Source organism: Streptomyces sp. NPDC111516 (assembly GCF_055635345.1).
Map to the genome: position 1 here is coordinate 1 of NZ_JBVKBV010000006.1, position 12,425 is coordinate 12,425.

The 12,425-nt window shown below is 70.0% G+C and carries 12 protein-coding genes and 2 pseudogenes; 6 read left to right on the forward strand and 8 right to left on the reverse strand.

The features are described 5' to 3' along the window. Positions 1-535 precede the first annotated feature (535 nt). Both ACZ7L9_RS13935 and ACZ7L9_RS13940 read left to right on the forward strand, forming a co-directional pair. Positions 536-2,764, forward strand: a complete 2,229-nt coding sequence (locus ACZ7L9_RS13935) for an acetate--CoA ligase family protein (RefSeq protein WP_471415221.1) — start codon at positions 536-538, stop codon at positions 2,762-2,764. 130 nt (positions 2,765-2,894) lie between these two features. Next, a complete protein-coding gene (locus ACZ7L9_RS13940) occupies positions 2,895-3,725 on the forward strand; it encodes an enoyl-CoA hydratase/isomerase family protein (protein ID WP_471415222.1) in 831 nt (276 codons plus the stop codon). Positions 3,726-3,864: 139 nt separating this feature from the next. Here ACZ7L9_RS13940 and ACZ7L9_RS13945 read toward each other — a convergent pair whose 3' ends face one another. The 3 genes from ACZ7L9_RS13945 to ACZ7L9_RS13955 all read right to left on the reverse strand — a co-directional run bounded on the left by ACZ7L9_RS13945 (position 3,865) and on the right by ACZ7L9_RS13955 (position 6,405). Continuing rightward, positions 3,865-4,737 carry an RpnC/YadD family protein gene (locus ACZ7L9_RS13945; RefSeq protein WP_471415224.1) on the reverse strand — a complete coding sequence of 291 codons (873 nt, stop codon included), beginning with the start codon at positions 4,735-4,737 and terminating at the stop codon, positions 3,865-3,867. Between the two features lie 9 nt (positions 4,738-4,746). Beyond that, complete coding sequence (locus ACZ7L9_RS13950; RefSeq protein ID WP_471415226.1) at positions 4,747-5,742, reverse strand: helix-turn-helix domain-containing protein; 996 nt, start codon at positions 5,740-5,742, stop codon at positions 4,747-4,749. A gap of 276 nt (positions 5,743-6,018) precedes the next feature. After that, a complete protein-coding gene (locus tag ACZ7L9_RS13955) occupies positions 6,019-6,405 on the reverse strand; it encodes an ATP-binding protein (RefSeq protein WP_471415685.1) in 387 nt (128 codons plus the stop codon). A gap of 210 nt (positions 6,406-6,615) precedes the next feature. Here ACZ7L9_RS13955 and ACZ7L9_RS13960 point away from each other — a divergent pair, with 210 nt between their 5' ends. Continuing rightward, complete coding sequence (locus ACZ7L9_RS13960) at positions 6,616-7,494, forward strand: helix-turn-helix domain-containing protein (RefSeq protein ID WP_471415227.1); 879 nt, start codon at positions 6,616-6,618, stop codon at positions 7,492-7,494. Continuing rightward, positions 7,491-7,700: a DUF397 domain-containing protein gene (locus tag ACZ7L9_RS13965; RefSeq protein WP_471415229.1), complete on the forward strand. Its 210-nt coding sequence runs from the start codon at positions 7,491-7,493 to the stop codon at positions 7,698-7,700. The genes ACZ7L9_RS13960 and ACZ7L9_RS13965 overlap by 4 nt, the downstream gene beginning before the upstream one ends. 42 nt (positions 7,701-7,742) lie before the next feature. Here ACZ7L9_RS13965 and ACZ7L9_RS13970 read toward each other — a convergent pair whose 3' ends face one another. From ACZ7L9_RS13970 to ACZ7L9_RS13985, 4 genes are all read right to left on the reverse strand, one after another. After that, complete coding sequence (locus ACZ7L9_RS13970) at positions 7,743-7,880, reverse strand: hypothetical protein (RefSeq protein ID WP_471415232.1); 138 nt, start codon at positions 7,878-7,880, stop codon at positions 7,743-7,745. 116 nt (positions 7,881-7,996) lie between these two features. Next, positions 7,997-8,449, reverse strand: coding sequence for an arsenate reductase ArsC (locus ACZ7L9_RS13975; protein ID WP_471415233.1), 453 nt, complete (start codon positions 8,447-8,449; stop codon positions 7,997-7,999). Beyond that, on the reverse strand, positions 8,442-9,548 hold the full coding sequence (gene arsB / locus ACZ7L9_RS13980) for an ACR3 family arsenite efflux transporter (protein WP_471415234.1): 1,107 nt from the start codon (positions 9,546-9,548) through the stop codon (positions 8,442-8,444). Before arsB ends, ACZ7L9_RS13975 begins: the two co-directional genes overlap by 8 nt. Continuing rightward, positions 9,545-9,946: an ArsR/SmtB family transcription factor gene (locus tag ACZ7L9_RS13985; protein WP_471415236.1), complete on the reverse strand. Its 402-nt coding sequence runs from the start codon at positions 9,944-9,946 to the stop codon at positions 9,545-9,547. The genes arsB and ACZ7L9_RS13985 overlap by 4 nt, the downstream gene beginning before the upstream one ends. 129 nt (positions 9,947-10,075) lie before the next feature. Between ACZ7L9_RS13985 and ACZ7L9_RS13990 the strand changes: the two are divergent. Both ACZ7L9_RS13990 and ACZ7L9_RS13995 read left to right on the forward strand, forming a co-directional pair. After that, positions 10,076-10,303: pseudogene (locus ACZ7L9_RS13990) on the forward strand (hypothetical protein); the annotation flags it as partial. A 43-nt stretch (positions 10,304-10,346) separates the two neighbouring features. Then, complete coding sequence (locus ACZ7L9_RS13995; protein WP_471415686.1) at positions 10,347-10,952, forward strand: flavin reductase family protein; 606 nt, start codon at positions 10,347-10,349, stop codon at positions 10,950-10,952. A gap of 18 nt (positions 10,953-10,970) precedes the next feature. Here the strand turns inward: ACZ7L9_RS13995 and ACZ7L9_RS14000 are convergent. Then, positions 10,971-12,267 (reverse strand): annotated as a pseudogene (locus tag ACZ7L9_RS14000) (MFS transporter). Positions 12,268-12,425: the final 158 nt, after the last annotated feature.

Sequence of the window (12,425 nt, forward strand, 5' to 3'; positions counted from 1 at the left end):
TGGATGGGGTCTCCCCTGCTCGAACGAAGTTGAGAGCTTGGGGAAGGAGCTACCAGGGCTTTTGGCCAACGCGGAAGGGGGTCCCCCCTGGCCCTCAAGGCCTTGGGGGAGTGCGTGCTGGGCGGCGCGACGGGGCAAAGCTTGCCGGGAGGGGCACTAGCCCGCCTGAGGCGTCTTCGCACACACGCTGTCCCCCGCACCTGTGCCCAGGGTGCGGGGGACAGCCCTTTCCGTGCCCCGGCTTCGCGGCGCGCCCGTCCGCTGCGGGTAGTAGCCGCCGCTCCACGGCAGTGAGGTCCGGCCGGTCCGCGCCGCCGCCCGTGCGTCGGACGTGGAAGCGGACCCGGTGGCGCCGCATGTGGCCGGAAGGCGCAGTCCGGCCGCAACCCGCACAGCACCGGGCATCCGTCCGTCTCAGCCTTTCCCTGCACACCCATTCCTGACGGGCCGTCAGTTCAGTAACCTGACTAAGTGTCAGCTTTGGGCTGGCCGGTCACGAACACCCGACGGACTTCGAGCAGGAGTGGGCGGAACGATGCTTGGATCGACTCACGGCACCCTCACCACCGACTTCCGCGCCAGGGTGGTGGCCTGCGGCGAAGAACCGCACGCCATCGTCCACAGCATGGCGGCCGCCGCCGCGGAGGGCGATCTCGACGTCAGCGGCCGCCCGCTGCACGCGCCCGTGCCGGACCTGGACCGGTTCTTCCGGCCCGAGTCCGTGGCCGTCATCGGCGCGTCCGACACCGAAGGGCGGCCCAACACGGGAATCACCCGGCAGCTCATCGCCTGGGCCGATCGGGTCGGAGCCCGGCTGCACCCCGTGCATCCCACCAGGAAGTCCGTCTTCGCACGGCCCTGTTCTCCTTCCGTCGCGGACCTGCCGGAGCAGGTCGATCTGGCCGTGTTACTGGTCGGCGATCCACTTCCGGTGATCGAGGAACTCGCGCAGGCCAAGGTGAAGTTCGCCGTCGCCTTCGCCTCCGGGTTCGCCGAGACCGGGGAGGAGGGCGCCGCCGCCCAGGCACGGCTGGCCGCGGCGGTGGAGCGGTCCGGGCTGCGGCTGCTCGGGCCGAACACCAACCTCAACGCCTTCGAGGAGTTCCGGGACGATCTGGACGGGCCGGCGATCGCGCTGATCACCCAGTCCGGTCACCAGGGACGCCCCGTCTACACCCTTCAGGAGCTGGGCGTGCGGCTCTCGCACTGGGCGCCCACGGGCAACGAGGCGGATCTGGAGACCGCCGACTTCATCTCGTACTTCTCGCAGCGCCCCGAGGTCGGGGCCATCGCCTGTTACGTGGAGGGACTCAAGGACGGGCGCTCCTTTCTCCTCGCCGCGGACCGGGCGGCGCGGGCCGGGGTTCCGGTGGTGGCGGTCAAGGTGGGACGTACGGAGGCAGGGGCCAGGATGGCCGCGTCACACACCGGCAAGCTGACCGGCGCCGACCAGGTGGTGGACGCGGCGATGCGGCAGTTCGGCGTGATCCGGGTGGACGGACTCGATGAGCTCCAGGACACCGCGGCCCTGCTGGCGCGGGCACGGAGGCCGCAGGCCGACGGCGTCGTCGTGTATTCGATCTCGGGCGGCACGGGGGCGCACTTCTCGGACCTGGCGACGGGAGCCGGACTGAAGCTCCCCACCCTGTCCGAGGCGAAGCAGCGCGAACTGCACGAGTGGATCCCCGACTATCTGAACGTGGCGAATCCGGTCGACAACGGCGGCCATCCGGTCGGCGACTGGCGCGGTCGGAAGATCATCGACGCGATCCTCGCCGACCCCGCCGTCGGGGTGCTGATCTGCCCGATCACCGGCCCCTTCCCCCCGATGAGCGACAAACTCGCGCAGGACCTGGTGGACGCGGCGGAGACCACGGACAAGCTGGTGTGCGTGGTGTGGGGCTCGCCCGTCGGTACGGAGGACGCGTACCGCACGACGCTGCTCGGCTCGTCCCGCGTCGCCACCTTCCGCACCTTCGGCAACTGCATCACCGCCGTGAAGGCCTACCTGGACCACCACCGGTTCGCCGCTTCCTACCGCTCTCCCTTCGACGAGGCTCCGCGCACGCCGTCGCCCTCGTTCCGCAAGGCGCAGGCACTGATGCGCCCGGGCCACCAGCTGAGCGAGCACGCGGCGAAGCAGCTGCTGCGCGCGTACGGAATCCGCGTACCGCGCGAGCAGCTGGTGACGAGCGCCGCGGCGTCCGTCCGGGCGGCGGGGCTGGTCGGCTACCCGGTCGTCATGAAGGCGTCGGGCGCCCGGCTCGCCCACAAGACCGAGCTGGGCCTGGTCAAGGTCGGGCTCACCTCCGCCAGCCAGGTGCGGGACGCCTATCGCGAACTGACCGACATCGCGCGTTACGAGGGTGTCGAGCTGGACGGGATCCTGGTCTGCCAGATGGTCGAGCGCGGCGTCGAGATGATGGTCGGCGTCACGCAGGACCCGTTGTTCGGGCCGACGGTGACGGTGGGGCTCGGCGGCGTACTGGTCGAGGTGCTGCACGATGCGGCGGTACGGGTGCCGCCGTTCGGCGAGGACCAGGCGCGGGCGATGCTGGGCGAACTGCGCGGCCGGGCCCTGCTGGAGGGCGTACGCGGCGGTCCGCCGGTGGATGTGGACGCGCTCGTCGAGGTCGTGCTGCGGGTGCAGCGGATGGCGCTGGAACTGGGCGACGACCTCGCCGAACTCGACATCAACCCGCTGATGGTGCTCGGGCGGGGACAGGGCGCGGTGGCACTGGACGCGCTCGCCGTCTGCCGCTGACCGAACACAGCGCCGGTCGTCCCGGCGACGGCACCACCGGTCGTCCCGGCAACCGCAGCACCGGCCGACTCGCCGGTCACCCCTACCGCCGCGCCGCCACCGGCCACACCACTCACCCAGGAGCTGCCTCATGCCGTCCTCCCCCGAAGACACCACCGACCCGTCCGGGTCACCGGACTCATTGATACTCCACGCCACTGACAACGGCGTCTCGTGGATCACCCTGAACCGCCCCGAGGCGATGAACGCGGTCACCTGGGACCAGCGGGAACGCGTCATCGCCCTCCTCGCCGAGGCCTCCGCCGACCCGGCGGTCCGGGCCGTCGTCCTCACCGCCACCGGCCGCGGCTTCTGCGCGGGCGCCGACCTGCGCGGCGCCCCTTCGACGGGCGACCGGGTACCCGGCGACGTGGCCCGCACCATCCGGCTCGGCGCCCAGCGCCTGATCGCCGCGGTCCTGGACTGCGAGAAGCCGGTGATCGCGGCCGTCAACGGCACGGCGGCGGGCATCGGCGCGCACCTCGCATTCGCCTGCGATCTGGTGCTGGCCGCCGAGTCGGCGAAGTTCATCGAGGTGTTCGTACGCCGTGGCCTCGTACCCGACGGCGGCGGCGCGTACCTCCTGCCGCGCCTGATCGGCCCGCAGCGCGCCAAGGAGCTGATGTTCTTCGGCGACTCGCTCCGGGCCGCGGAGGCGGAACGGCTGGGGCTGGTCAACCGGGTCGTCCCGGACGAGGAGTTGGCGGCGACCGCCCGCGCGTGGGCGCAGCGGCTGGCCGAGGGGCCGACGCGTGCGATCGCCGCAACCAAGCAGCTCGTCAACGCATCGCTGGACTCCGACCGGGCGACGGCCTTCGCAGCGGAGGCGAATGCCCAGGAGATCAATATGACCACGCAGGACGCCAACGAGGGGGTGGCGAGCTTCGTGGAGCGGCGCACGCCGAAGTACCGGGGGCTGTGACCCCGATGCCGCTTGCACCGTCCTCCCCTGCCGCGGGGTGCCACTGCCCGTGGTCCGTGGCCACGGGGCTCCTGCCGTGCTGTGCGGCCGGAACCCGCCGGTTGGCGTGGGCCACCGGCGAATCCCGGCCACAACCTGCCTACACCTCGGCGAACACATCCTCGACCGACGCGGCGGCAGGAGCACGCAGAAGCCAACAACTCAGAACGTCGAGATCGGTACAGCCCAAGATGCGCTCACGCGCCTCGTCAGGCACATCCACACCCGACTGCTCAAGGAAGAGCAAGATGCCCCGCGCAATGCCCTCTGCACGGCCCTCGTCCCGGATTTCCTCCGACATGAAGGACTTGTAAAAGGAAAGGTCCACGGCCACCAGGTTCCTCCACTGTTGTGCGGCCGGGCGGTTGCCCAAGTCTTGTGCGGTGAGTTCGACGATGGGATTGGCGATGGTTTCCGGTACGTCCCGCAGAGCGGTAGACAGCGTTTTCAGTATGGCACCGATGTCCGGATCGCCTGCGTGTGTGATCGCCGCCAGCGTGGTCAGCGCCAGGTCCTTGCGGGCCTCCGCCACATCCCTGATCACCGGCATGTTGTGCGGGCCCGCGACGAGGGCTTGCAGGGTGAGCGCGGGTGATTGCGGGTGGCCTACGTGGAACGGGCGTGCTGCCCATTCGGCGGTCGCTCTGTCCTGGCAGACGACCAGCAGCATGGGAGGCAGCCTGTACTTCGCCTGAAGGTACGACAGGTAGTACATCCAGCTCGCGGGCTTGTCCGGGTCCTTCTTGCCCTGGGCCTCGATCGCGAGGAGGTACGCCTGGTCGTCCTCCATGTCGATGCGCAGCAGGGTATCGACACGGCGTTCGAGGGGCCTGTTCTCGGTGAGGTCCGTGGGCATGACGGTGGCCGAGGCGGGTGGGCCGATCGTGACCCCCAGTACCTCGGAGACGCGGGAGAAAAGCCCCGGGTACTCCTGAAAGATGCGGTGCATCGCCTCGTGGGACGAGCTGACCATGTGGGTTTCCTAGAGTTGTCGAACGGTCGGATGGAAGTTGTCGGTCCGGCAGTCGGGGCACTCTCCTGACTCCGCCGCGCGGAATGCCCGGTCGCAGCTCTCGCAGTTCTGCAGCGGGAAGGGCCGGGGCGGGACATCGGCCGGGGATCGGAACGGAGGCAGTGGCGGAAGCCGGGCCGTGAGCCGGTGCGCGAGGAGCCCGGCAGGGCGGAGCAGCCGTTCGGGTGGGAGTTCGCTGGTCAGGGCGTGTTCCACGGCGGCGGGGCCGACCTCGCGCTCCAGCCATGCGGCCACCCCCGGGGTCAGGAAGTCCACATCCTGTGCGGAGAGCAGGAGGCGCGGATCCTGGCGATGCAGCCCGGCGAGCAGGTCGGCGGCGGTCCGGAGGAGGGACGCTGCGGGAAAGGCCGGCTGCGGTACGGGCAGGGGCGTGGACCGGCTGCGCGGGACGCGCTCGCGGCGTACTGCGGGGACGGGCTCACGGCCTGGTGTGGGCACGGTCCGGGCCGGGGACCTGAGCGGGCGCGTGTCGTCGGCTTCGGGCTCCCGGCAGGGTCGGATCGACGCAGGCGGCCGGGCCGTACGTTGCGGGCGCGGTGGACGCTCGCGGCCCGGTGCGGTTCCTGCGGGCCGCCGGTCGGGGGGCTGGTTGCAGGAGACGGTACGGGTGACGATCCGGCCGTCGGCCAGGCGCGTGCGGGTGCGCCGCAGGTAGCCGTGGGCTTCGAGTTCGCGTAACGCTGCGGCAATCCGGGCCTCGCTCTCCGGAATGCGGCCGGTGAGGTCCTTGATGCCGATCCCGGCTCCGGCGGGCAGCGACTGGATGTGCGCGGCGAGCCCGATCGCGATGAGGGAGAGCTCGCGGTGCTGGGTGAGGTGGTTGCCCACGACCGTGAAACGGCTGGTGTGCCGGGAGTTGTCGTGCACGACGCCGGAGTACGACGCGGCGTCTCCGCGTGTGCGGGACGGGGCGCGCGAGGGCGCGCTAATCTGCTGGGTATCCATCGGGAAGGGTTCTCTTCCTCGTTGGTCAGGCCCTCGATCGGGATGCCAGTCCCGGCCGGGGGCCGTCGCATGTCTGGGGGTTGTTCGTCGCGGCGAGCATATGCCGGCCAACCAGCCCGAATCGCAGCCAAGTTGGCCAATCTCACCCATGTGGGTGACGGGAGGCAGGGTGGGGTTGGGAAGGTTCATTTCCCAAGTTCTTCAAGGCTTTTGATGTCGCGGGGAGCCGCGTCGCGGACCACCGGATCGTGGAAATCCGCGACCCGGTGGCGGCGGTCACGGTACGAGGTCGAGTTCGGCCCAGACGGTCTTATGAGGGAAGGGCCCGGGACTGACGCCCCAACGGTCCGCAAGCGCCTCGACGATCAGCAGGCCGCGCCCGGATTCGCAGTCACCGTCCGGCAAGGCCGTGTTCCCCGGGCCGGGCGGAAGGCACTCGCCGCGGGCGTCGCTCACCTCGATCCGCAGGAGTGCGCCGCCGTCGTGAACCGTGAGGCCCAGGCGGAAGTCCCGCCCCGGCACGCGGCCATGGGCCATGGCATTGGCCGCCAGTTCGGCGACGATCTGCGCGGCCGACTCCGACGGGAGTCCCAACTCGCCCAGATGTGCGGTGGTGAGCAGCCGGGCCAGCCTGGCTCCCCGTCGGGTGGGCGAGAGCAACATGGTGAACCTGCTGCTGGGAGCGGGGGGTTGGGAGAGGTTGATTTCTTGTTTCACGTCACTCAGCGTGGCCGGGCACACTTACGCTGACCAGTGATCAAGCGGATGCGTACGGTGACTGTCCGGCGCTTGTCCGGAGCTGTCCGGGCTGTCCGGAGCAGGCGTGCGGGTAGATGGTGCCGCGATGGTGACGGCACATCGGAGGTGGCGCGGATGCGGGTGGATGCGAACGGTACGGAGCGATCCGGGGGCGAGACGGACGAGCCCGGTTGGGAGGTCGACCCCGACGACGAGTCGGGCGCGGCCGTCGTCGCCACGGTGGGGCGGCAGTTGAGGCTGCGCCGGGAGGCGGCCGGAATGCGAGCGGCCGAGTTCGGTGTGGCGATCGGGTACGGGGAGGACCAGGTCTACAAGGTCGAGGCCGGCAAGCGGATTCCGCGCCCGGAGTATCTGGACAGAGCGGACGAGGTGCTGGGCGCGGGTGGGCTGCTCACCGCGATGAAGAAGGACGTGGCGGAGGTCCGGTACCCGAAGAAGATTCGGGATCTGGCGCGGATGGAGGCGCGGGCGGTCGAGCTGCTGTCGTACGGCGACCACAACCTGCACGGTCTTTTGCAGACGGATGAACATGCCCGAGCGCTACTCGGGACGCGCCGACCTGCGTACTCCCAGGATGAGCTGGAACGCATGGTCGCTGCTCGTACGGCTCGGCGTTCCATCTTCGACCGGTCACCAGCACCGGATCTCAGCTTTGTCCTGGAAGAAGTGACGCTGCGCCGCCCGATCGGAGGGACAATGGTGCGACGCCAGCAGCTTGAGCACCTGTTGGAGGTTGGGCAGATGCGGAACGTCGAGATTCAGGTGATGCCGACCGACCGCTGGGACCACCCGGGAACAGGCGGAAAGATCCAGGTGCTGAAGTTCAGCGACGGTTCTGGAGTGGGGCGTACCGATGGCGTGCATGGCGGGCGTCCGGTCTCTGATCCGCGACAGCTCCGAGTCCTTGAACTGCGGTATGGCATCATCCGGGCCGAGGCTCTCACTCCAAGGGAGTCGCTGGCCTTCATCGAGCAAGCGCTGGGAGAGACATGATCCGCAAGACCTCTGCCGAGGATGCTCCCGAACTGAAGTGGTTCAAGAGCAGCTACAGCGACAGCAGCGACGGCAACGACTGCGTCGAGATCGCCACCACCCCCAACACGGTCCACGTCCGTGACTCCAAGAACGCCCAGGGCCCCCGGCTCGCCGTCACCCCTGACGCCTGGGCAGACTTCGTGACGTACGCCGCCGGGAACTGACCCTCAACAAGCTCTCTCCGCCCGCCGGGTGGCCCGAGCCCCTCACCGCCTGAGCGTGTACCAGTCCGGTAAGTCGAGATCGCCGTACTCGCGATTGAGTTCCGGCCGTTCCGCCGTGCCGCTGATCCGCCAGCCGTCGGCGTCGCCGCCGAAGGAGCAGCCCTCGATCTCGAGCCGCACGCTCTGCTCCCATGTGCTCGCGTCCTCGGGCTCGTAGGACCACGTACCCCGCTCCGAGCAACGGTACTTCCCGGCTTCCGGCACCGCACCGTGCTCGACGGCGGAGTCGTGGTCCGTCAGCGCATCGGCGCGCGCCGTGCCGTCGGCGGCCAGCCGCAGCGGAGTTCGGCGAGCAAAGTGCGGGTGCGCCGTTCGATCTCGTCGCGGATCGGGCGGACGGCCTCGACGCCCTGGCCGGCCGGGTCGTCGAGCGTCCAGTCGAGGTACTTCTTGCCGGGGAAGACGGGGCAGGTGTCGCCGCAGCCCATGGTGATCACCACGTCGGACGCCTGCACGGCTTCCACGGTCAGCACCTTCGGCGTCTCGGCGGACATGTCGATGCCGACCTCCGCCATTGCCTGTACCGCGGCCGGGTTCACGGCGTCGGCCGGAGCGGACCCGGCCGAGCGGACCTCCACGCGGTCGCCTCCGAGGTGGGTGAGGAAGGCGGCGGCCATCTGCGAGCGGCCTGCGTTGTGGACACATACGAACAGCACGGACGGCTTGGACTCGGATGGCTTCTCAGACACGGGCGGAACCTTTCGGGGCAGCGGCCCGACCGGTCGCCGGGGCGGCCTGGGTGAAGAATCGGCGGGTGGCCAGGGCGACATGAACCAGGCCGATCAGAACAGGAACCTCGATGAGGGGGCCGACGACTCCCGCGAGGGCCTGGCCGGAGGTGGCGCCGAAGGTGGCGATGGCGACCGCGATGGCGAGTTCGAAGTTGTTGCCCGCGGCGGTGAATGCAAGCGTCGTCGCCTTCGGGTAGTCGAGTCCCACCGCACGGCCGAGAGCCATGGACCCGGCCCACATCAAGGCGAAGTACACAAGCAACGGCAACGCGATGCGGACGACGTCGAGGGGCTTGGAGGTGATGGCGCCGCCCTGAAGGGCGAAGAGCACGACGACGGTGAACAACAGCCCGTACAGGGCGAACGGGCCGATCCGGGGAATCAGCTTCGTCTCGTACCAGACGCGGCCCCTGGCCCTTTCTCCCAGTCGGCGGGTGAGGAAGCCGGCCAGCAGCGGAATGCCGAGGAAGACGAGCACGGCGCGGGCGATCTCCCACACGGAGACGTCGAGGGCGGTCTGCTCCAGACCGAGCCGGCCGGGCAGGACCGAGAGGTAGAACCAGCCGAGCAGGCTGAACGCGAGGACTTGGAAGACGGAGTTGAGGGCGACGAGGACGGCAGCGGCCTCACGGTCGCCGCAGGCCAGGTCGTTCCAGATGACGACCATGGCGATGCACCGGGCGAGACCGACGATGATCAGGCCGGTGCGGTACTCGGGAAGGTCGGGCAGGAAGATCCAGGCGAGCGCAAACATCAGCGCCGGGCCGACGACCCAGTTCAGCACCAGGGACGGGATGAGCAGCCGCCGGTCGCGGGTGACGGTCTCCAGCCGGTCGTAGCGGACCTTCGCAAGGACCGGGTACATCATCACGAGGAGGCCGAGCGCGATCGGCAGCGAGACGCCGGTGACGGTGACCTTCGCGAGCGTCTCGCCGAGACCGGGGGCCATGTGGCCCAGGCCGAGGCCGGCGGCCATCGCAGCCAGAATCCACAGGGCCAGGAACCGGTCCAGGAACGACAACCGCCCGGCGACCGGCCCTGCGGTCCCGGTGCTCACGAGGCGGCCCCGGCAGGAACCGTCTCGGGGTGCTGTTGCCCGGCGGGGCGGGTGAGGACGGCGGCGAGGCGGTCGGTCATCTCGGGCAGCAACCGGTAGTACACCCACGTCCCGCGCCGCTCGGAGTCGATGAGCCCGGCCTGCTTCAGCAGCTTGAGGTGGTGGGAGATCGTCGGCTGGGACAGGTCGAAGGCAGGTGTGAGGTCACAGACGCAGACCTCCCCGCCCGCGCGGGAGGCGATCATCGACAGCAACCGCAGCCGCACGGGGTCGCCCAAGGCCTTGAACACCTTCGCCAGCGACTCCGCCCGGTCCTCGTCCAGCGGCGCGGTCAGCAGCGTGGGGCAGCATCCGTCAGCACCGTCCTGGCCGAGCACCACAAGTTCTTGTTTCGACATGCCTCTATGTTGATGTTTTTCGATTCAAGGCGCAAGGTTGCATCGACAGATATCAATGCACCCTGCCCAGGGAGACTTCCATGTCCCGTGTCCAGCTCGCGCTCAACGTCGCCGACCTTGAAGCGTCGGTCGCCTGCGGGGCTCGCGACGTTCGAGGAGAACGACACGTCCTGCTGCTATGCGCTTCAGGACAAGGTATGGGTGCACGGGCCCGGAAAGGAGCCGTGGGAGGTCTACGTCGTCAAGGCGGATGCCGACCGGATGGGCAAGAGCGCAGCCCTGGACGGCGATCACTGCTGCGTAGCCGAGTCCGACCGGGTCCACCCACCGACAGAGCTCACAGGGGTTCCTATCTGACGTATCGTCAGTTTCAATGGGAAGCGTGATGGGACACGCAGGCATGGCCGCCACCGCCGTCCGGTACCTCAGGTCCGTCGGCGCCGCCACCACCGCAGGGCCGGCACCGGTCGATCCACTGCCGCGCCCGGAACTGCGGGCTGTCGCGGACGACGAGAGACACCCCGTCGACGCGTCCGAATTCCGCCGCGTGCTGGGGCACTTCGCCAGCGGGGTCACCATCGTCACCGCCCACGACCCGGACGACGCGGAGGGACCGGCGGGCTTCGCCTGCCAGTCGTTCGCCTCGCTCTCCCTGGACCCGCCGCTGGTCACGTTCATGGTTGCCCGTACGTCGACGACCTGGCCGCGCATAGCCCGCGCCGGAGCGTTCTGCGTCAACATCCTGGGCGCGGACCAGGGCGCGCTGTGCCGGAGCTTCGCGGTGAGCGGGGCCGACAAGTTCGCGGGGGTGGTGTACGGGCCGACTCCGGCGACCGGGTCGCCGCTGCTGGACTCCGTACCGGCCTGGATCGACTGCCGCGTCCAGGCCGTCCACACCGGGGGCGACCATCTGATCGTGGTCGGCCGGGTGGAGGCACTGGGGGCGGCGGACGGGGGCGATCCGCTGCTGTTCCACCGGGGGAGGTTCGGACGGTTCAGCGGGTGAGCGGGCGGGCCGGGTCCGTCACCGGACGGCCGCCACAGCTGCCCGGGGCTGTCGCCGGATCACCAGCGCCATCAGTGCCGCCGTCGCGCACAGCGCCCCCGACGCGTACCAGACCACGTCGTACGAGCCGAACACGTCGCGCGCCACACCGCCCAGGAACGCCACCAGCGCCGCGCCCACCTGGTGGGAGGCGAGGACCCAGCCGAAGACGATGGCGCTGTCCTCGCCGTACTGCTCGCGGCACAGGGCCAGCGTCGGCGGGACGGTGGCGACCCAGTCCAGGCCGTAGAAGACGATGAAGAACACCATCGGCGGATGGACCGTAGGCGCCATCAGCATCGGCAGGAAGAGCAGCGAGACGCCGCGCAGGGCGTAGTAGACGGCGAGGAGCCGACGGGCGTCGAAGCGGTCGGTGAGCCAGCCGGAAAAGATCGTGCCGATGACGTCGAAGACCCCGATGACGGCGAGCAGCGAGGCCGCCGCGGTGATGGGCATGCCGTGGTCGTGGGCCGATGGCACGAAGTGCGTACGGATCAGGCCGTTGGTCGAGGCCCCGCAGATCGCGAACGTGCCGGCGAGCAACCAGAACGGGCCGGTGCGCGCCGCGTCGGCCAGTACGCGTACGGTCCGCCTCGCCGCACCGCGTGCGGGTGCGGGCTGCCGGGTGGTCGTGCAGCAGGAGCCGGACGAACGGGACGACGACCAGGGCGGCGAGCGCGACGGTCACCGAGGCCGGACGCCAGCCGTGCTCCGCGACGATCCAGGCGCACAGCGGCAGGAACACCAGCTGGCCGGAGGCGCCCGCCGCGGTGAGGATGCCGGTGACCAGGCCGCGCCGGGCCACGAACCAGCGGTTGGTGACCGTGGCGGAGAAGGCCAGCGCCATCGAGCCGGTGCCGAGGCCGACGAGCAGCCCCCAATAGATCATCAGCTGCCAGGAGGCCGTCATCCAGACACTGGCCAGCGCCCCGGCCGCCACCGCCCCGAGCGCGACGACGACGACCCGGCGGATGCCGAAACGGTCCATCAGCGCGGCGGCGAACGGTGCCGTGAGCCCGTACAGCGCCATGTCGATGGAGACGGCGAGTCCGATCTCGCCGCGCGACCAGCCGAATTCCGTGTGGAGCGGGTCGATGAGGAGGCCGGGCAGGGAGTTGAAGGCGGCGCCACCGATGATCGTCACGAAGGTGACGACGGCGACGAGCCAGGCGCGGTGAACGCGCAGGCGGGAGCGCCGGCCGGCGGCTGCGGGGGCGGCCTGCCGGTCGTCGTCCCGGGCGGCGCTTTCGGTTGTCTGGGTCACGTCACTCAGCATCGGGTCGCGACATGTCTGTTCACGAGTGGCCGGAGGGCCACCCTTCGCAGGGATCGGGCCACACGCCGGGGACGGTCCCGGGACTGTGCGTACGATCACCTGTCGGCCGGCGGCCGTACGCCACGCCGTCGTCGTCGTACACCGAAGCCTTCGCCACG